18 protein-coding genes and 1 pseudogene are annotated in these 18,779 nt (G+C 72.5%); 16 read left to right on the top strand and 3 right to left on the bottom strand.

What is annotated here, in order from left to right; all coding sequences use genetic code 11:
- From ACWD3D_RS18320 to ligD, 6 genes and pseudogenes are all read left to right on the top strand, one after another.
- Positions 1 to 276 (top strand): annotated as a pseudogene (locus ACWD3D_RS18320) (hypothetical protein); the annotation flags it as partial.
- Between the two features lie 179 nt (positions 277 to 455).
- Positions 456 to 1,430, top strand: coding sequence for an alpha/beta hydrolase (locus ACWD3D_RS18315; protein WP_451012699.1), 975 nt, complete (start codon positions 456 to 458; stop codon positions 1,428 to 1,430).
- Positions 1,431 to 1,469: 39 nt separating this feature from the next.
- Entirely contained in the window at positions 1,470 to 2,192 is a 723-nt protein-coding gene (locus ACWD3D_RS18310; protein ID WP_451461872.1) for an alpha/beta fold hydrolase, read from the top strand.
- 293 nt (positions 2,193 to 2,485) lie between these two features.
- Positions 2,486 to 3,892 (top strand): histidine-type phosphatase, encoded by a 1,407-nt coding sequence (locus tag ACWD3D_RS18305; protein WP_451461871.1) that lies wholly within the window; start codon positions 2,486 to 2,488, stop codon positions 3,890 to 3,892.
- Positions 3,893 to 4,070: 178 nt separating this feature from the next.
- Positions 4,071 to 5,090 carry a non-homologous end joining protein Ku gene (ku, locus tag ACWD3D_RS18300; protein WP_451461870.1) on the top strand — a complete coding sequence of 340 codons (1,020 nt, stop codon included), beginning with the start codon at positions 4,071 to 4,073 and terminating at the stop codon, positions 5,088 to 5,090.
- A 12-nt stretch (positions 5,091 to 5,102) separates the two neighbouring features.
- Entirely contained in the window at positions 5,103 to 6,080 is a 978-nt protein-coding gene (gene ligD / locus ACWD3D_RS18295) for a non-homologous end-joining DNA ligase (RefSeq protein WP_451461869.1), read from the top strand.
- A 63-nt stretch (positions 6,081 to 6,143) separates the two neighbouring features.
- On the opposite strand, the gene ACWD3D_RS18290 is transcribed toward ligD, so the two are convergent.
- Positions 6,144 to 7,037 carry a helix-turn-helix transcriptional regulator gene (locus tag ACWD3D_RS18290; protein ID WP_451461868.1) on the bottom strand — a complete coding sequence of 298 codons (894 nt, stop codon included), beginning with the start codon at positions 7,035 to 7,037 and terminating at the stop codon, positions 6,144 to 6,146.
- Between the two features lie 495 nt (positions 7,038 to 7,532).
- On the opposite strand from ACWD3D_RS18290, the gene ACWD3D_RS18285 reads away from it, so the two are divergent.
- Positions 7,533 to 8,384: an aldo/keto reductase gene (locus ACWD3D_RS18285; RefSeq protein WP_451461873.1), complete on the top strand. Its 852-nt coding sequence runs from the start codon at positions 7,533 to 7,535 to the stop codon at positions 8,382 to 8,384.
- Positions 8,385 to 8,526: 142 nt separating this feature from the next.
- Positions 8,527 to 9,501, top strand: a complete 975-nt coding sequence (locus ACWD3D_RS18280; RefSeq protein WP_451461867.1) for an aldo/keto reductase — start codon at positions 8,527 to 8,529, stop codon at positions 9,499 to 9,501.
- A gap of 107 nt (positions 9,502 to 9,608) precedes the next feature.
- On the opposite strand, the gene ACWD3D_RS18275 is transcribed toward ACWD3D_RS18280, so the two are convergent.
- A complete protein-coding gene (locus ACWD3D_RS18275) occupies positions 9,609 to 10,259 on the bottom strand; it encodes a lysophospholipid acyltransferase family protein (protein WP_451461866.1) in 651 nt (216 codons plus the stop codon).
- Positions 10,260 to 10,578: 319 nt separating this feature from the next.
- Here ACWD3D_RS18275 and ACWD3D_RS18270 point away from each other — a divergent pair, with 319 nt between their 5' ends.
- The 3 genes from ACWD3D_RS18270 to ACWD3D_RS18260 all read left to right on the top strand — a co-directional run bounded on the left by ACWD3D_RS18270 (position 10,579) and on the right by ACWD3D_RS18260 (position 12,397).
- Positions 10,579 to 11,490, top strand: coding sequence for an SDR family oxidoreductase (locus ACWD3D_RS18270; RefSeq protein ID WP_451461865.1), 912 nt, complete (start codon positions 10,579 to 10,581; stop codon positions 11,488 to 11,490).
- A gap of 79 nt (positions 11,491 to 11,569) precedes the next feature.
- Positions 11,570 to 11,752 (top strand): DUF6480 family protein, encoded by a 183-nt coding sequence (locus tag ACWD3D_RS18265; RefSeq protein ID WP_451461864.1) that lies wholly within the window; start codon positions 11,570 to 11,572, stop codon positions 11,750 to 11,752.
- Positions 11,753 to 11,923: 171 nt separating this feature from the next.
- The gene (locus ACWD3D_RS18260) at positions 11,924 to 12,397 is read left to right on the top strand and encodes a hypothetical protein (protein ID WP_451461863.1); all 474 of its coding nucleotides are present in this window, start codon (positions 11,924 to 11,926) and stop codon (positions 12,395 to 12,397) included.
- A 101-nt stretch (positions 12,398 to 12,498) separates the two neighbouring features.
- On the opposite strand, the gene ACWD3D_RS18255 is transcribed toward ACWD3D_RS18260, so the two are convergent.
- The gene (locus ACWD3D_RS18255) at positions 12,499 to 14,160 is read right to left on the bottom strand and encodes an MFS transporter (RefSeq protein ID WP_451461862.1); all 1,662 of its coding nucleotides are present in this window, start codon (positions 14,158 to 14,160) and stop codon (positions 12,499 to 12,501) included.
- A 346-nt stretch (positions 14,161 to 14,506) separates the two neighbouring features.
- Here ACWD3D_RS18255 and ACWD3D_RS18250 point away from each other — a divergent pair, with 346 nt between their 5' ends.
- From ACWD3D_RS18250 to ACWD3D_RS18230, 5 genes are read left to right on the top strand one after another with little or no spacing between them, the layout of a single operon-like run.
- A complete protein-coding gene (locus ACWD3D_RS18250; RefSeq protein WP_451461861.1) occupies positions 14,507 to 15,124 on the top strand; it encodes a cupin domain-containing protein in 618 nt (205 codons plus the stop codon).
- The gene (locus ACWD3D_RS18245) at positions 15,121 to 16,200 is read left to right on the top strand and encodes a hypothetical protein (protein ID WP_451461860.1); all 1,080 of its coding nucleotides are present in this window, start codon (positions 15,121 to 15,123) and stop codon (positions 16,198 to 16,200) included. Before ACWD3D_RS18250 ends, ACWD3D_RS18245 begins: the two co-directional genes overlap by 4 nt.
- Before the next feature lie 56 nt (positions 16,201 to 16,256).
- Positions 16,257 to 17,378 carry a hypothetical protein gene (locus ACWD3D_RS18240; protein ID WP_451461859.1) on the top strand — a complete coding sequence of 374 codons (1,122 nt, stop codon included), beginning with the start codon at positions 16,257 to 16,259 and terminating at the stop codon, positions 17,376 to 17,378.
- Entirely contained in the window at positions 17,375 to 18,313 is a 939-nt protein-coding gene (locus tag ACWD3D_RS18235; protein ID WP_451461858.1) for a hypothetical protein, read from the top strand. The genes ACWD3D_RS18240 and ACWD3D_RS18235 overlap by 4 nt, the downstream gene beginning before the upstream one ends.
- Positions 18,314 to 18,325: 12 nt before the next feature.
- Positions 18,326 to 18,739, top strand: a complete 414-nt coding sequence (locus tag ACWD3D_RS18230; RefSeq protein WP_451461857.1) for a hypothetical protein — start codon at positions 18,326 to 18,328, stop codon at positions 18,737 to 18,739.
- Positions 18,740 to 18,779 lie beyond the last annotated feature (40 nt).

Genomic DNA, 18,779 nt, shown 5'->3' with positions numbered 1-18,779 from the left:
CGGGCCGGGACGTCGCACACGGCGGCCCAGGCCCGGCTGCTGCCCGGTGTCCGTACGCTCGGCACCGCGGGTCCGGGCCGGCGCGAGTGGTACGGGGCACGGGACCAGCACCGTGTCCTGTCGGTGAGCGCCTCCCTCGGGGGAACGGACCTCGGCGGGCTCGCGCCCGTCGATCCGCCGGTGACCTTCGGGTTCGGCTCGGCGCCCCGGGGTCCGTCGGTCGTCCGGATCACCTCGACGGTGGAGACGGCCGAGGGAGCGGGGACGCCGGGCTGACGGGTTCCGTGCGGGGCGCGGGTTCGCGCACGGAGAGGACAGAGCCGGGGCGTTCACGGACAAGCCGCCCGTGCTCCGGGGACGTAGCGTCCCTGTCGTCACCCCCTTTTTTCCACACCGGGCCCCTGCCCCGTGGGCCGACCGGCCCCGGCCGGAGCCCGGACGACAGGAGACGAACCATGTCCGAGTTCCCCGCCGCGCCGACCTCCCCCGTGCTGGAGCCGGCCGCCGCCGCGTTCGCCGAGGCGACCGCGAACCCGCCGTACCTCTTCGAGCTCGCCCCGGCCGAGGGCCGCAAGGCAGTGGACGAGGTCCAGTCGGGCGACATTGAGAAGCCCGAGATCACCGAGGAGTGGATCACCGTCGAAGGCGGTCCCACCGGATCGGTCAAGGCGCGCATCGTCAAGCCCGCCGGGGCCACCGGCACGCTCCCGGTCATCCTCTACATCCACGGCGCGGGCTGGGTGTTCGGCAACGCTCACACCCACGACCGGCTCGTCCGCGAGCTCGCGACCGGCGCGGGCGCGGCCGTCGTCTTCCCGGAGTACGACCTCTCCCCCGAGCACCGCTACCCGGTCGCGATCGAACAGAACTACGCGGTCGCCCGCTGGGTGGTCGCCGAGGGCGCCGGCAAGGGGCTGGACGGTGGCCGCATCGCGGTGGCCGGCGACTCGGTCGGCGGCAACATGACCGCCGCCCTCACCCTGATGGCCAAGGAGCGCGGTGACGTACCGCTGGTCCAGCAGGTGCTGTTCTACCCCGTCACCGACGCGTCCTTCGACACCGCCTCGTACCACCAGTTCGCCGAGGGGTACTTCCTGCGCCGCGACGGCATGCAGTGGTTCTGGGACCAGTACACGACCGACCCGGCCCAGCGCGCCGAGATCACCGCCTCGCCGCTGCGCGCCACCACCGAGCAGCTCACCGGGCTGCCGCCGGCGCTGGTCATCACCGGCGAGGCCGACGTGCTGCGGGACGAGGGCGAGGCCTACGCCAACAAGCTGCGCGAGGCCGGTGTCGCGGTCACCGCGGTCCGCTACCAGGGCATCATCCACGACTTCGTGATGCTCGACGCGCTGCGCGGGACGCACGCCGCCGGGGCGGCCATCGAGCAGGCGATCGGTACGCTCCGCGCCGCTCTGCACTCCGCCTGATTTCCCGTCCGGGACCGCGAAGAACCAAGGAGTTTCCCCATGCCCTCGTCCGACAGTCCGACGATCGTCCTGGTGCACGGCGCCTTCGCCGATGCCTCCAGCTTCGCCCTGCTCATCCCGGAGCTGACGGAACGCGGCTTCGACGTCGTCGCCCCGGCGGTGCCCAACCGGAGCCTGATCGGCGACGCCGCCTACATCGCCTCCGTGGTCCGGTCGATCGCCGGTCCGGTGATCCTGGTCGGCCACTCGTACGGCGGGGCGGTCATCACCGTCGCGGGCGAGGAGGAGAACGTGAAGGGCCTGGTCTATCTGGCCGGGTACGCACTGACCGAGGGTGAGAGCCTGGGTGAGCTGCAGGGCCGCTTCCCCGATTCCGACCTCGCGTCCGCGCTCGTGTACACCCCCTTCCCGGTCGAGGGCTCGGACGAGCCGGGCACCGACGTCTCGGTGGTGCCGGAGAGCTTCCCGGCCGTCTTCGCCCACGACGTCGACCCCGGTCTCGCGAAGATCCTCGCGGTCTCCCAGCGCCCCCTGGCGGCCCAGGCGTTCGCCGAGGCGGCTCCCGTCGCCGCGTGGAGGACGAAGCCCTCCTGGGGCCTGGTGGCCGCCGCCGACCACACCATCAACCCTGAGGTAGAGCGTTACGGTTACCGGCGCGCGGGCATGACGGTGGTGGAGGTCGACTCCTCGCACCTGGTGATGCTCTCCCACCCCGCGGACGTCGCCGGCCTCATCGAGAAGGCCGTGCACGGCATCGGCTGACCAGCACGCGGACAGGCCGGGCGAGCAGCCCGCCCGCCGCCCCCGCGTGCGCCGTCCGCGCCTACGCGTCCTCCCCGTCCGTGCGCGGACAGCTCCTCGGACCCCGTCCGGTCCTCCCGACCGGACGGGGTCCGCGTGCGTCCGCCCGTCACCGACGGCCCTGCGCGGACGGCTGTTCACCTGTACATCACTCCGTGCACGGGCGGCGGTGGGCAGCCGTTCGCCCCGGCTTGTGAACCTGCGTGGCGTCGCACCCGCCCGGTCGGCAGTCCCGAAGCACCCGAGGAACCCCCGTGAAGCGCACGCTCTCCTCCATGGCCGCCCTGGTCCTGGCCGCCACCGCGGTCACCGCCGCCGGAGGTTCCGCCGCCGCGCACGCCCCGGCGCGGGCCGACCGATCCGGTGAGCACTTCTACACGACGAAGACGACCTACGCCCCGCAGCAGAACGCGCGCCGCTACGAACCGGTCCCCGCGTCGTTCACCCCGGTCTTCACGGAGAGCGTCTCCCGTCACGGGTCGCGCGCCATGTCCGACAGCGAGGACGGGGACGCGGTGCTCGCGGTGCTGCGGGACGCGGAGGGCAAGGGCGCGCTGACCCGCCTCGGCGCCCGGCTGGGCCCGCAGGTCGAGTCGCTGCTCACGGCGGCCTCCTCGGTCGGTTACGGGGAACTGTCCGGTCGCGGTGTCCAGGAGCAGCGGCAGACCGCCCGGCGCATGGAGCAGCGGCTGCCCTCCCTCTTCCGCGCGATCGTCGCCGGACAGGAGCCCGTCGAGGTCAAGACCTCCGGGGTGAACCGGGCCACGGCCAGCGCCAACGCCTTCACCGGCGGGCTCACGGCAGCCGATCCGAAGCTGACGAACCTCGTCCAGGCGCCCGTCACCGACAAGGACCTGTTGTACTTCCACAAGCAGCCGCAGAACGCCGCCTACCAGGAGTACGTGGAGAGCGATCCGGAGCTGGCAGCGGTGCTCGCTCGGATCGACGGCGCCCCGGACACCGCCCGGAACGCGAAGGAAGTGGTGTCGCGCCTGTTCACGTCCGGGTACGTCGCCGCCCTGACGGCCGAGGACCGGGTCGCCTTCGCACGCTCGCTGTACGAGCTGTACGCCGCCGCGCCCGACCTGGGGGTGGAGGCCCCGGACGTCGACCTGGACCCCTTCGTACCCGCCCGGAACGCGCGGTGGTTCTCGTACCTCGACGACGCCGAGGAGTTCTACGAGAAGGGCCCGTCGATCAGTGGGCGGACCATCACGTACGACATGGCGAACGTGCTGCTCGACGACCTGTTCGACCAGGTCGAGGCGAAGGCGGGCGGCACCAGCGCGAAGGGGGCCGTCCTCCGCTTCACGCACGCGGAGGAGATCATGCCGCTCGCCGTCCTGCTGGGGCTGCCCGGCAGCACGAAGGCCGCGGATCTCCACGAGCCTTACACGTACGAGAACAACGCGTGGCGCGGTGCGCAGGTCGCGCCGATGGCCGCGAACGTGCAGTGGGACCTTTTCGCCGGGCCGCAGCGGGCCGGGAAGGACGCGAAGGGCCAGAAGTCCGGGAAGAAGGCTCCGGGCGGGACGCGCTACCTGGTCCGGATGCTCTACAACGAGAAGGAGACCGCCTTCAAGGCGTCCTGCGAGCCGATCGCCCCGGGCAGCCACTTCTACGACCTGGACGAGCTGCGGAGCTGCTTCGGCCGGAGCTGACGCGCCGCCCTCCCCCGGATGCGCGGGAGGGTCGCGCGCGCGAGGATCGGAGCGGAGGGCCCGTCCGTGCGGAGGTCCGCCGGACGGCCCCGGAGGAGCGCGGGCACCCGCCCGTCCCTCCGCCGACCGATACCCGTCCGCCCGTCCGGGACCGGAGCGGGGCGCCTGGAGGTAGTCGATGCCGCGACCCCTGTGGACCGGTGCCATCAGCTTCGGGCTGGTGACCATCCCGATCAGAGTGGTGTCCGCGACCGAGGACCACGGCATCCACTTCCGGCAGGTGCACCTGGAGGACATGGGCCGCGTCCGTACCCGCAAGGTGTGCGAGTTGGACGGCGAGGAGGTGCCCCAGGACGAGATCGCCAAGGGGTACGAGGTCGCCAAGGACCATACGGTGCCGGTGACCGACGAGGAACTGGGCAGGTTGCCGCTCCCCACCGCCAAGGCGATCGAGATCGTCGCGTTCGTCGACGCGAGCACCATCGACCCGGTCCGGATCGGCGATTCGTACTTCCTGGCGGCCGACGGCGAGGTGGCGAACAAGCCGTACACCCTGCTGCGCAAGGCGCTGGAACGTTCCGACAAGGCCGCTGTCGCCAAGTTCGCCTGGCACAACCGCGAACGTCTGGGGCTGCTGCGGGTTCGGGAAGGGGCGATCGTGCTGCATTCGATGCGGTGGCCCGACGAGATCCGCAGTCCCCGGGAACTCGCTCCCGAGGCCGTCGAGCTGGACGAGGGTGAGATCGACCGGGCCGTGGAACTCACCGAGACCATGGCCCTCGACGGCATCGACGGTTTCCGGGACGAGTACCGCGCCGCCCTCGAGGAGTTGATCGCGGCGAAGGCGGAGGGCCGCGAGCCCGCCGCGTCCGGCGAGGAGGGCGAGCGGGAACCCGGCAAGGTGGTGGATCTGATGGCCGCCCTCAACGCCTCGGTCAAGGCCGCGCAGGAGGGCCGGGGCGAGCACGGCGGAGACGCCACGGTGCACGAGCTGCCCGCCGGCGGACGGGGCGCGCGGAAGAAGGCGGCTCCCACGCGCGAGGGCGCGGCGAAGAAAGGCACCGCGAGGCGGGGCGCTGCCGGGGAGTCCTCCGCGAGGGCTTCCGCGAAAACCGCCGCGAAGTCCTCCGCCGCGAAGAGAAGCGCGAAGAAGGCCCCCGCCCGCAAAGCCCCGGCGAGGAAGCGCAGCGCGTCCTGACGCGCCGGACCCATGGGACTTCCCCGGATCGCCCCGATGCTCGCCACCCCCGGCCGGCTGCCGCCCGCCGCGGTGGACGAGCGGTGGGCCTACGAGGTCAAGTACGACGGGCAGCGCGCGGTGGTCGGTCTGCCCGGCGACGGGACGGTACTGCTGCGTTCGCGTTCCGGCGCGGACATCACCGCCGCCTACCCGGACCTCGCGCCGCTGGGCGCGGCTCTGGGTGACACGGCCGCGGTCCTGGACGGTGAGATCGTCGCGTTCGACGACTCGGGACGCAGCGACTTCGAACGGCTGCAGTCACGCATGGGTCTGGCGGGCGCACCGGCGAAGGCGGCCAGGATGGCGCGTACCGTCCCCGCGCACCTGGTCCTGTTCGACGTACTGTTCCTCGGCACCGACCCTCTGACGCCGCTCCCCTACACCGAACGCCGCGCCGCCCTCGCATCGCTCGGCCTGACCGGACCGCACTGGTCGACCCCCGCCTTCATCGCGGGGCACGGCGAGCGTGCCCTGGAAGCGACCCGGGCCGCCGGGCTGGAAGGGCTGATCGCCAAGCGGCTGGACTCGGGTTACGAACCGGGGGTCCGCTCACGTGCCTGGATCAAGATCCGTCACATCCGGACCGCCGATGTCGTCGTCGGCGGCTGGCTGCCCGGCCACGGGCGTCTGAGCGATCTGCCGGGCGCTCTGCTGCTGGGTGAGTGGCACGGCGACGGCCTGCGGCACATCGGGAACGTCGGCACCGGATGGAGCGACGGCGAACGGCGAACGCTCGCCGGACTCCTGCGCGCCGCGGCGAGTGCCGACTGCCCCTTCACCCCGCCCCCGGCGGTCCCGGGCGCGCGATGGGTACTGCCCCGTCTGGTCGGCGAGGTTGCCTACGCCACCAGGACCCGCGCCGGGCTGCTGCGGCAGCCGTCCTGGCACCGGCTGCGCCCTGACCTGACGCCCGAAGACCTCGAACGGCCTCGTGACCGATCCTCGTGACCGACCTGTTGGCCAGCCTCCTGACCGGCCTCGGCCGGGGCGGCTCCTTCTCCGGAGCGGCGGTCAGTCGGTCGTCACGCGGTCGCGGTGTGCCGGGTCCGCCGGTGCGGTGAGGTCGAGCAGGAGCATGGCGTCGTGGTCGGGGGTGCCCGGTTCGGCGGTGTAGACGCCGAGGCGCTGTCCGGGGGTCCCCTCCAGACTCATGCTCTGGCTGCTGAGGGTGAGGACGCCGACCTTCGGGTGGTGGAGGGTCTTCTGGAGCTTCTTGCGGCCTATGACCTCGTAACGCTCCCAGAGGCTGGCGAAGTCGGGGCTCTTGAGGAGGAGTTCACCGACGAGGGTCGTGAGATCCGGAGCATCGGGGTTGAGGCCGGCTTCGGTGCGCAGACGGGCGACACAGCCGCGGACCTGGATGTCCCAGTCGGGGAACAGCTCACGGGCCACGGGGTGGAGGAAGAGGTAGCGGGCGAGGTTGCGCCGGGTGGCCGGCCAGTCGTCCATACCCGCGTACAGAGCGAGACCGCCGGGGTTCCAGGCGAGCAGGTCCATGCTGCGGCTGACGATGTAGGCGGGGCTCGGCCTCATCGTCTCCAGCAGCAGCGCGAGGTGGGGACGGACGGTGCGGCTGGGCGGAGGGGGCGGCTGGGGCGCGTACCGGGAGGCGCGGACGGCGAGCTCGCGCAGGTGGTGGTGTTCGTCGTCGTCGAGCTGGAGGGCGCGGGCGAGAGCGTCGACGACCCCGGGGCCCGGCCGGGTTTCCTTGCCGCGTTCCAGGCGGGTGTAGTAGTCGATGCTGACACCGGCGAGCGTGGCCAGCTCCTCGCGCCGCAGGCCGGGGGTGCGGCGGACGCCGTACCCGGGGGTGAGGCCGACGGACTGGGGGCTGGTCTGGGTGCGGCGGGCGCGCAGGAAGCGCGCCAGCTCGTCACCGACGGTGTGCCGCTGCTCGGGTGCCATGCATCCAGTGTCGCAATGCGGCGACCTGGGCGGTATGCGGGAGGGGGGCCCTGCCGTACCCCCCTCTGGCCACCCCCCTGCAGAAGCAGGTCTGCCTGCCGGGGGGTGCCGGCAGGCATGGTGGACGACGTCACCGGGTGAGCTCGGTGGACACCTCGCGGGAGTACGGCGGCGCAGGCGCGGTGGCGGTCTTCGGCACGGTTGCCGGCGCGGCGGTGATCCTGCTCGATACCGCCGTCAGCTTCCCGCTCCGGCCCACCGTTCGGACCTGTCCGGCCTGGTGCCGAGCCCGCGCGACGACCCGACTCCTACGACACGGACTGAAGTGGGGGAGATCCAGACCGTCACCGGATGAAATACATGACGTCGGACGCGTATCCGACCGTGACCGACCGCCGGGCCCTCACGGCCTTCGCCACCTCCGCCCCACCCCATCAGACCCCGCTCGCCCACCGAGCAACCACGCCACCAGGCCACCACGAGAAGGAAGAACCCGTGCAGCACGTCACCCTCAACAACGGCCTCCGGATGCCCGTCCTCGGCTTCGGCGTCTACCAGATCCCGGCCGAGCAGACCGAGCGGGCCGTCTCCGAAGCGCTGGCGGCCGGCTACCGGCTGCTCGACACCGCTGCCGCGTACGGCAACGAGGAGGCGGTCGGCCGCGCCATCAGGGCGAGCGGCATCCCGCGCGAGGAACTGTTCGTCACCACCAAGCTGTGGGTCCAGGACGCGCCCGCCGAGGCGAACACCCGGCGCGCCTTCGAGACCTCGCTGCGCAAGCTGGGCCTGGACCACCTCGACCTGTACCTGATGCACCAGCCCTTCGGTGACGTGTACGGCCAGTGGCGGGCCATGGAGGCGCTGAACCGCGAGGGCCTGGCCAAGGCGATCGGCGTCGCCAACTTCCATCCCGACCGGCTCCTGGACCTCACCTTCAACAACGAGATCACGCCGGCCGTCAACCAGATCGAGACCCACGTCTTCTACCAGCGCACCGCCGACCAGGACCTCATGCGCCGGCACGGTGTCCAGCACCAGTCCTGGGGCGGCTTCGCCGAGGGGAGGAACGGCCTGTTCACCAACCCCGTCCTGGCCCGGATCGGCGAGGCGCACGGCAAGTCCGTGGCCCAGGTCGCGCTGCGCTGGCTGATCCAGCGCGAGGTCGTCACCATCCCCAAGTCCGTCAACCCCGACCGGATGGCGCAGAACATCGACGTCTTCGACTTCGAGCTGACCGACGACCAGATGGCGGCCGTCGCCGCCCTCGACACCGGCGAGACCCTGTTCTTCGACCACCACGACCCCGAGATGGTCGCCTGGCTCAGCAAGCGCCGCCTGGACGGCTGACCGGGGCGGACCGGGGCGCCTTCACGGACGGGGTCGACTTCCGCCCCGACTCCGCGAAGCCACGCCCTGAACGCAGGAGTTGTGATCGGGTTCACCTCATCACAGCTGAGAAACACCGAACACATTTCGGAGAGTGAGAACCATGAAGCAGATCAACCTCGGTGACCTGAAAGTCTCCCGTATCGGCCTGGGCGCGATGGGCATGTCGCACGGCTACACGGGCGCCGGCACCGACGACGCGGAGTCCATCCGCACCGTGCACCGCGCCCTTGAGCTGGGCGTCACCTTCGTCGACACCGCCGAGGTCTACGGCCCTTACACCAACGAGGAACTCATCGGCCGAGCGCTGAAGGGGCGCCGGGACCAGGTCGTCCTCGCGACGAAGTTCGGGCTGATCTCCCACACGGGCCGTCAGGGCGGTCCCGACAGCAGCCCGGCGAACGTCCGCGCCGCGGTCGAGGGTTCTCTGGGGCGCCTCGGCACCGACCACATCGACCTCTACTACCAGCACCGCGTCGACCCCGGCACTCCCATCGAGGAGACCGTCGGCGCGCTGGCCGAGCTGGTCACCGAGGGCAAGATCCGGTACATCGGCCTCTCCGAGGCCGGACCCGACACCATCCGTCGCGCCCACGCCGTCCATCCGGTCACCGCCCTTCAGTCGGAGTACTCGCTGTTCACCCGGGACCCCGAAGCCCGCGTGCTGCCGGTGCTGCGTGAGCTGAACATCGGCTTCGTCCCCTTCTCCCCCCTGGGGCGCGGCTTCCTGACCGGTGCGATCCGCTCCACCGACCAGTTCGCGCCGGACGACTTCCGCGCGGACAACCCGAGGTTCACCGAGGAGAACTTCCAGCACAATCTGCGTCTGGCCGACGAGGTCGCCGCCGTCGCCGCCCGGATCGGCGCGACCCCGGCCCAGGTGGCCCTCGCCTGGCTGCTGGCCCAGGGGGACGACATCGCTCCCATCCCCGGCACCCGCCGCGTGGCCCGGGTCGAGGAGAACACCGCCGCCGATGCCCTGACGCTGACCGTCGAACAGCTCGACCAGCTCACCAGCCTCCCCCCGGCCGCCGGAGACACCCACAACGACGCCCAGATGCGCATGATGGAGCGCTGACCACACCTCAGCCTTCACCGGCCCGGCTCTACGGGTCGGCTCTACGGGTCGGCTCTACGGGCCGGTGAAGGCCCGGCCGCCGAGCGGCTGGCGGTGGCCGCCAGGGTTCACGAGACAGCTACCAGGTGCTCCGTGGCCGTGCGCCAGGCCGCCGTGACGGCCCGGTGCGCCGTCGCGGTCGCTGCCGGGATGTCGTCGGGGAGCCGGACGGGGCTGCCGAAGTGGACGTGCAGACGGGGCCGACGGGCCGGCGCGGTGAGAAGTCCGGCGATCTGCTTCACGGCGCCGCCGGAGACCACGCGGCGGGCGCCCGCCTGGCCGAGCGGTACGACCGGGGCGTCGGCGGCCAGCGCGAGGCGGGCGAGCCCGCTGCGGAACCGCTCGGGCGCCGCCTCGGCCGAGTCCTTCCGCAGCGGCAACCGGCCCTCCGCGTAGATGAGGACGTGGCGGCCCGCCCGCAGCGCGGCGGCGGCCTCGTCCAGGGACTCCGCCGCCCGGACACTCCCCCGGTGGACGGGCACGTGCCCGCCCCTGATCAGCAGCGGCCCGAGCACCGGGATGCGCCAGAGGCCGGCGGTGGCGAGAACGACCGGCTCCACTCCGTGGCGGAGCAGTGCGGCCAGCACGATCCCCGGATCGACGAGCGAGGTGTGGTTGGCTACCACGATCGAACCGGGGGCGGGGGCCGCCTCCTCGTCGGATGTGGTCGTCAGGTGTCCGAGGGAGGGCACGACGGCTGCGGCGATGCGGCTGAGCACGGGTTCTCCTGCGGTCGGTCGGCGTGGCAAGGTCCATCGTCCGGCGGGGAACCCGCCCACGGCCTGAGTCTCCGTACTCAATCGCACCCGTGCGGAGGGCGTCCGCGGCACGGTCTCCGCCGCTCGCCGGGAAGCCTCGCAGAGCACCACGGTGTCTGGGCCGGGAGTACCGGGAGCCGCTGGGGCACCCGGCCGGCCCCGACGCGGCCGGCCCTCAGCGCGAGCCCGATCCGGTGCGGCGTGTTTGGGTGGAAGCGGCGGCGGCCCGCCGCCGGGCCGTCGGCGTACGGTCCCCCTCCGCACGGCCGAGGAGTGCAGCATGCGCGACAGGAACCCGCTGGCAGGGCGTCTCGCGGTCGTCACCGGAGCGGCACGCGGGGTGGGCGCGGGGATCGCGAGGGAGCTGGCGCACCGTGGTGTACGGGTCGCCCTCCTCGGACGGGAGGGTGCGGCGCTGCAGCGGGTGGCACGGACCCTGGAGACGGACGCGCACTGCTTCGAGGTGGACGTCACGGACGACACGGCCATGGAGAGCGTGGCGGCCGAGGTCTCCGCCCGCCTCGGCCGGCCTTCGGTCGTCGTGGCCAACGCCGGGGTGGCCGAGGGCGGCCCCTTTGTCACGTCGGACCCCGTGAGCTGGCGGCGGGTCGTCGAGGTCAACCTCGTCGGCAGTGCCGTCACCGCGCGTGCGTTCCTGCCGGGGCTGCTCGCGACGCACGGCTACTTCCTCCAGATCGCCTCCACGGCTTCCTTCGGCGCGGCACCCATGATGAGCGCCTACTGCGCGTCGAAGGCGGGCGTCGAGTCATTCGCGCAGTCCCTGCGGGCCGAGCTCGCCCACCGGGGGGTGGGTGTCGGCGTCGCCTATCTGAGCTGGACGGGCACCGACATGATCCGCGACGCCGACCGGTACGACGTACTCCGCGAGCTGCGCGGTCACATGCCTCCCCCGGCACGCCGGGTCCACCCGGTGGAGCAGGTCGCCGACTGGCTGGTACGCGGTATCGAGCGCCGCTCCCCCACGGTGTACGCGCCGCCGTGGCTGCGGCTGGCGCAGCCCGTACGCCCCCTGCTGCCGCCGGTGGTCGCCTGGGTGTCCCGGCGGCAGCTCCCGCGTCTGGAGGAGCGGGCCCGTTTTGAAGCCACGGGACTGCTGGGCGCGGGCGGGCAGGCAGCCCGGAGGGCGAGCGGGGAGGCGGGCGACCCGGGTGGGCCGCGCCCGCACCCGTGACGGCCACACCCGGTGATGGGCCTGCGCCGCGGCGTCGTCACGGCGTGCGCGGGAGCGCGGGTGGAGAGACGGTTGACGCATGACTACCGCACTGAATCCCCCGGGAGAGACCCCGCCGGCTGAAGGCTGCATCGGCGAGGCGCACCAGGAGCGCGCGGACGGAGGCATCTGGGAACACCCGGCCGTATGGGCGGCCGTCGTCCTGGTGGGCGCGGCCGTCTTCGCCGCCTTCTTCCTCGCACGCATCTTCGGCTTCGGCTGACGCCCCTCCGCTTCGAGGTCCCTGTCACTCACCGGCTCCGGCTCCGGCCGCGCCGGGGGTGTCCGCCGCGCCGGTTTCCGGGGCGGTCTCCCTCCGGTCCGCCGCCCCTGCCCTGCTCAGGCCGCCCAACACCCTGGCGTGGACCACGCCGTCTCCCTACCGTGTTCGAGCATGGAATGGATGACGCTGGTGGCCACGCTTCTCGGTGCGGTGATCGCCATGGGCTCGACGCTGCTGATCGAGGCCCGCAAGGACCGACGTGAGGCCGCCGGAGAGTGGCGGCGCAGTAGACGCGAGCTGTACGGGGCCTACCTCGGGACGCTTTCCCAGGTGCGCGGGGAGCTGCAGATCCTGGTTCTGGACCGGACCTGCACCGACGCGGATCGTCTGGTCCGCGCCCGGCAGAGCTTCGCCAAGTGCTACGAACTCCGTTATCAGCTGGAGGTTTTCGCACCGCGCGCGGTGGTCGAGCCCGCTCTCGGCTACTTCCGCAGCGTGCGCAGGCTGCGGGACGAGGCGGGCGCCGGGATGGTCGACGGTGATGCCCGCTGTGAGCGCGCCTTCGTCGACGTCATGGATGCGCTGGCCGAGGTACGCGATGCCATGCGGCTGGACATGGGAACGGACACCCTAGCCGCCCACTGAACTCGCGTACCGACGCGCTTCGGCGAGGTCGCCCGGTCGCAGTGGGACGGCGCCCCACTTCCCGGCCCGTTCGCCGGACGCGGGGCGCCGTCCCGCTCGCCTCACTTTCCCGGTGGCGACGGCCCGTCGTCCGTCGATGCGTCCCGAAGGGCCGTACCGTCCCGGTCGCCGGCGGTCCCCGTGCCCACGGCGGGGACGGCGGCGTCGTCCTCGTCCACCGCGGGGGCCGCGCCGCCCTGGAGGCGTTCGCGGTCGGAGGCGCGGACCTGGATGACGAAGAGGGAGATCAGCGCGGCGAGTACGGCGAGCACGGCCGCGACGATGAAGGCGGCCGACACACCGGAAGCCAGTACCTCGTTGCCCCAGGGCGGCGGGAGTTCACCGGTCCGGCGGAATTCCAGCTGCTGGGCGGGGGTCGCCTCCTGCATGAACTTCGGGATCTGGTCGGTCGCCTCGTTGCGGCTGGCGGTGCCGAAGACCGTGACCAGGATGGAGAGTCCGAGCGAACCACCGACCTGTTGGGTGGCGTTCAGGATTCCGGAGGCCGCTCCCGCCTCCTTGGGGCGGACGCCCGAGACGGCCATCAGGGTGAGCGAGACGAACTGGAGTCCCATGCCCAGGCCGAAGACGAGGATCGGGCCGAGCAGGCTGCCCAGGTACGTGCTGTTCGCGTCCGTCATGGTCAGCCAGCCCAGCCCCGCCGCCGCCAGCACCGCACCGGTCACCATGAACGGTTTCGGCCCCCACTTGGGCAGCAGTTGGGACGCGATCCCGGCGCCGACGGCGATGATGACGCTCACCGGGAGGAAGGCGAGCCCGGCGCGCAGCGGGCTGAAGCCGAGGACGTTCTGCACGAACAGGGTGAGGAAGAAGAACATGCCGAACATCGCGGCGGACAGGGAGAGCATGATGCCGTAGGTGCCCGCGCGGTTGCGGTCGCGGAACATCCACAGCGGGGTGATCGGCTGTTTCGACCGCCGCTCGTTGGCGATGAACGCCGCGAGCAGCACCACGGCCGCCGCGAAGGCCCCGAGGGTGATCGAGTCGCTCCAGCCGTCCTCCGAGGCCCGGATGAAGCCGTAGACGAGCATCACCATGCCGAGTGTGGAAGTGAGTGCGCCGAGCAGGTCGAAGTGGCCCGGGTGGCGTACGGACTCGGGGATGTAGCGGGGGGTGGCCAGGGCGATCAGCAGGCCGATCGGCACGTTGACGAAGAAGATCCACCGCCAGTCGAGCCACTCCACCAGCAGGCCTCCGGCGAGGAGCCCGATCGCGCTGCCGCCCGCGGAGACCGCGGCGAAGACGCCGAACGCCCTGTTCCTCTCGGGCCCTTCACGGAAGGTCGTGGTGATCAGCGACAGTGCCGTGGGGGACGCGATGGCCCCGCCGACGCCCTGGAGGGCGCGGGCGGCGAGCAGTTGCCAGGACTCCTGCGCCAGACCGCCGAGCAGGGAGGCGAACACGAAGAGCAGGACGCCGAAGATGAAGACTCTGCGGCGTCCGAGGATGTCGCCCAGCCGTCCGCCCAGCAGGAGCAGCCCACCGAAGGTCAGCGTGTAGGCGTTGATCACCCACGAGAGGTTCTCGGTGCTGAATCCCAGGGCGGTCTGGATGTGCGGGAGGGCGATGTTGACGATGGTGATGTCGAGCACCACCATCAGCTGGCACGAGGTGATGACGAGGAGCGCCATACCTTTGCCGCGGCCCTCGTTCTTGTTCCCGGGCGCGGCCAGATGTGCGACATTCGCTTGGGAGTCCGTCATATCAGTACCCATGTCTGCCGACGGCGGCGCCCTCGGTCCGTACGGGCCCGGACGCGTTACCCGTTCGACGTTAGGCTCCGGGTTGCTGCACCGCCATTCGGGCGCACGTGACGCCGCGTGCCCGCCCCGCACACCTCCGCGTTCACCGGGACTTCACCGGAGTGACGCCCCGGCTCTCCCGCGCGGGGCCGGTACCGCCCTAGGATTCCTCGCATGACGCGCGCGCCGCGCGCCACGGGGGGCAGGGGGAGGCGCGATGGGCGCGGGTGGGGACATACCGGACCGAGTACGCGGAGCACTGCCCTGCGGTGTGCGTCTTTACCATGTGCGGCCGGACGGTTCCGTCGTGGTCGCCGACCGTGACGACTGCCGGCCGCTGGGACCCGACGGCGGGATGATTCCTTTCATCGACGACGGGCAGTTCGCGCACTACCTGGTGGGCGACGCGGCCACGTCCCCGGAGCGTCCGTCCAACGCGACGGTGAAACTCGGGATGATGGGCCCCCGAAGCGCCTTCACGCCCCACGCCCACGGCGGCGAGCACTACGTGTTGTCGCTCGGTCACGCGTCCTGCGGTCTCTGGGACGCCGAGCGCGGCAGGACCACCGAGGTACCGCTCGTACCGGGGATGCTCATACGCATTCCCGAGATGATGCCCCACTCCTTCGCCAACCGGGGGAAGCGTCCGCTGACCATCGTCACGGCGAACACCGGGTACGGCATCGACCACGAGGACTACGCGATCACCGCCCCGGAGGCGGAGCGCCGCTCCCGCGGCGGCGTTTCCCCGGAGGAGCGCGGCGCTCTCGCCACGGCGGCCACCATCGACTTCCGGGCCCTAGCGACGGCTCTGCGCTCCGTGGAGGACCGCCAGCGGGTCCACGGCATCGCTCCGGCGACGGTCCGGGAGCGGCTCGCGGGTCGGCTGCGCCGGGTGGCGACGGCCTTGGAGGCACGCCGATGATCTGTCCGCACTGCGAGCACCAACTGCTCCGCAAGGAACGCCCCGGCAACAGGTGCGCGTACTGCCGGCGCGTCTACGCGCTGGACCCGAAGACCAACGTCCTCGGACTCAGCGACCTCCGGGTGCGGCGCGTGATGGCCGCGCTGTCGGCCGACGGCCGCTTCGCGGTCGCCCCCGGACAGCTCTGGTACGCCCTGTCGCGCCGTTCGCTGCGGAAGAGCAGCCTCGGCGATGTCTGGAACTCACTGACGGGCGTGGCGGGCTTCGTTCTCCTGCTGGCCGGTGTCCTGGTCCCCTTCGTACCGGCCTTCGTCGCCGGAGTGCTCCTGTCACTGGTGTCGCTGTCCGTGGTGGTCGTCCGCAGCGCCGGGGTGGGCCGCGGCGTCCCGCAGGTGGACCGCGCCGCGTTCCGCTCGGCGGTCCTCACCCCCTGGCTCAGGGTGTACGGCGAACTGCCGCCCGGCATGGTGGACGACCGGGAGTGGATCCCGGACGGCCCCTCGCCCGCACGGACGAAGACCGTGGGCCCCACGCCCGCCGACCGGGCCGCCGGAGTCCTGCTCTGCCCCGATCCGTCGATCATCGCGTTCCTCACGGCCGAGGGAATGGCCGGCCACTACGGTCTCGCGCTCGTCCGGACCCTCGACGAAGCCGTTGCCCTCGCTCCCCGGGGGCCGGTGATCGTGCTGCACGACGCCGACGCGCACGGCGCGCTGCTCGCCCGGCACGCCCGCGACGCGTTCCCGGGCATCAGGGTGGTCGACGCGGGGCTTCCCGTGCGCAAGGTCCGGGGCCTCGCACACGCGGTGCCGGTACGCGACCGATGGCGCCGGCCCCCTGCCGGGGCGCGGCGTGAACTCGCCGCCCTCGGCGAGTTCGACACGGCTGAGCTGAAGTGGCTGGGCCGTGGCTGGGGGTTCCCGCTCGTCGCTCTCCCTCCTGTCCGACTGCTGGAGGTCGTCGCGCGGTACGCCGGCCGGGCCACCGGGCAGCCCGATCCCGCCCGCGCCGAGGCCGCCGGTGTGGGCTTCCTGACCTGGCCCTCCCCCGGCCCCGCCGAGGAGAGCCGCCAGTGATCTGCCCGGGCTGCGAAGCGCGGCTCACCCGGAGGGAACGCGTCGGCGGCACATGCGTGCGCTGTGGGAAGCGCTACGCCCTGGACCCGTTGACGGACGGGGCCGGGATGCACGACCTGCGCATCCGGCGCCGTGTCGAGCGGGCCACCGGCAATGGCGTGCTGAAGATCACCCTGACCCAGCTCTGGTACGCCTCCCGGTCGTCCAACCCGTCCGCGGAGGCGTCCCCGTCGCGCGGAATCCGGGCGTGGGTGCGCTGGGCCGTCGCGCTGCCGCTCTCCGCCGCGCTGGTGGTGGTCGCGGTCGCGGCGCACGGCGGTCTCCGGACGGTCGCCGTGTCGTTCGTCCCGGTGGTGCTCGTCCTGGCGGCGGTGCTGCGCCACCGTCCGGCGCGGCCGGCCTTCGCGCTGGTCCGTCCGTCGGAGACCGCGTTCCGGGCACTGATGCTGGGTGCCTGGACGTCGACTTACGGCGGGCTGCCCCGCGGTGTGGTCGACGACCAGCGCGCGGCAGGTGCCTCGGCGCGGCGGCGCGGGGTCAAAGAGCGGTCGGGACCACCGGAAGTCCTCATCGTCTGCACGGATCCGGTCGTCTCGCGCTTCCTCAGGGAGAACGGGCTCCCGAGCCGGTCGCACACGCTCCTGGTGGCGAAGGCCGCCGAGCGCGGCGGCCCCGTGAGCGGGCCCGCACACGTGCGGGAGGTTCTGGAGCTGCTGGCCGGACAGCGGTCCGATCTGCCGGTCGTGGTGCTGCACGACGCGGACGCCGGCGGCGCCCTGCTCGCCCCGGCCCTCCGAGCGGCCCACCCCGGCCGGACGATCGTGGACGCCGGGCTCCGGCCGGGAACGGTCTTCCGCAACCGGCGGGCCGTCCGCCGCTTCTCCGCCGGTACGGGATGCGACGCGGAACTCCTCCGCACGGTGGCCCGACTGCCCGGACCGGAAGCCGAGGCACTGGCCGAGGGCTGGTGGTGGCCGATCGCCGCGGTGCCGCCCCCGGTGCTCGCCGACGCCGTCACCAAGGCGGTCGAGCATGCCGTGCGGGCGCCCGCCCCGTCGCCCGGCCGCCCGGGGAGCCCACTCTCCCAGGGGTTCCTCACCTGGCCCGACGCCATCGGGAAGCACGACCACACGCACGACCGGCAGCACGACGGCAAGCACGACAGGAGCACCTCATGACACCGCGACGCCCTCACGTCGCCGGGGCGCGCGCCCTCCCGGACCAGGACAGGAGCCGGGAGGCCCGGCCCGGCACCCGTCTGCTCGCCCGCGCGGTGGAGGCCGCCCTCCACGCCGCGATCGACGCAGCGGCCGTGCGGGCCGCCGAACCGGGCGGCCTCCGTTTCACCGAACGGCAGTTGTACTTCGAGACCTGCCGGGTGCTCGATCCCTCCCTGACCGTGCTGAGCCGGATTCCGCGCACCGCGCGGCCGTACCTGCGGCTGCCGTCGTTCACCCGTGCTCTGGACGCCCGGGGCCGGGACACCGTCCCGGGTCTGCTGCCGCCCCCGCCCGAGGAGGTACGCGCCCCTGAGCGGGCGAGCGAACCCGACCTCCACGACTACGGGCTGCCCCGTCTCCTGGTCTGCCAGGACCGCGCGATCGCCCGGATGCTGCTGGCCAACCACGTCCACCTGGAGGCGGCCTGCCCGGTCCTCGCGGTGGCCGACGCGCTGCCGTTCCACCCGCGGCTGACCACCGCTCTGGAGCGCGCGGACGGGGCGACGGTGTACGTCCTCCACGACGCGAGCCTTCGGGGGATCGCGCTGCGCGGCGAGGTACGGACCGCTCTCGGGCCCGTACCCGGCGTCCGGGTGTCCTCCCTGGGGCTCGTACCTCGCCATGCGCAGGCCATGCGGTTGCCGGCCGGGCGCGGCCCTGTCCGGAGGGCGGAGCCGGCCGAACTGCCCGGCACCCTCAGACCGCAGGAGACGGCGTGGCTGGCGGGGGGTCGGTTCGCCGAGGTCGCCGCCGTGCCCCCGGCACGGCTGGTCCGCGGGGTGCTGCGTCTCACCCGGGGGCCGCGGGTGGCGCGCGCCTCGGTGTGGACGGGGCTGCGGGACCTGCGTGCCTCGGGATTCGTGACCTGGCCCGATCCGACCGGAAGAGCTTGAGGACCGCAGACCATGATGAGGCCCAGAGAGACCGCCTACAGCGACGAACTGCTGGCGGACGGCAGTGTGCACCGCCACTACGACGACGGCCGGCACGAGTGGCGGCGGCGCGATCCCTCGGTGCCGGGGCTGGTGCGCTGGTACGACAACGTTTCGGCGTCGGGGACCGACGAACTCCTCGGTGATCGCATCGTCAAACGTGTCTCCAACGGCGTCGTCACCTACGGCCGGGACATCGGGTACGGGCGGACCGTGTGGGGGCGCGACTCCCTCACCGTCAACCGCACGTCCTTCGGCGGCCGGATGGGCCTGCTGCTCGCCGGTATCGGGGTGACCGCGCTGGCCGTCACGGAGGCACAGCTGCCGCCGCTGAGCCTGAGCCCGGAAGACGCACCCGCCTGTTCCGGGTCTACTGCTCCACCGTGATCCCCGGAATCTTCCAGACGCCCGCGTACGCGACGGCCCT

The organism is Streptomyces sp. NPDC002690 (assembly GCF_053592415.1).
This window is presented reverse-complemented; position numbering and strand designations above follow the sequence as displayed.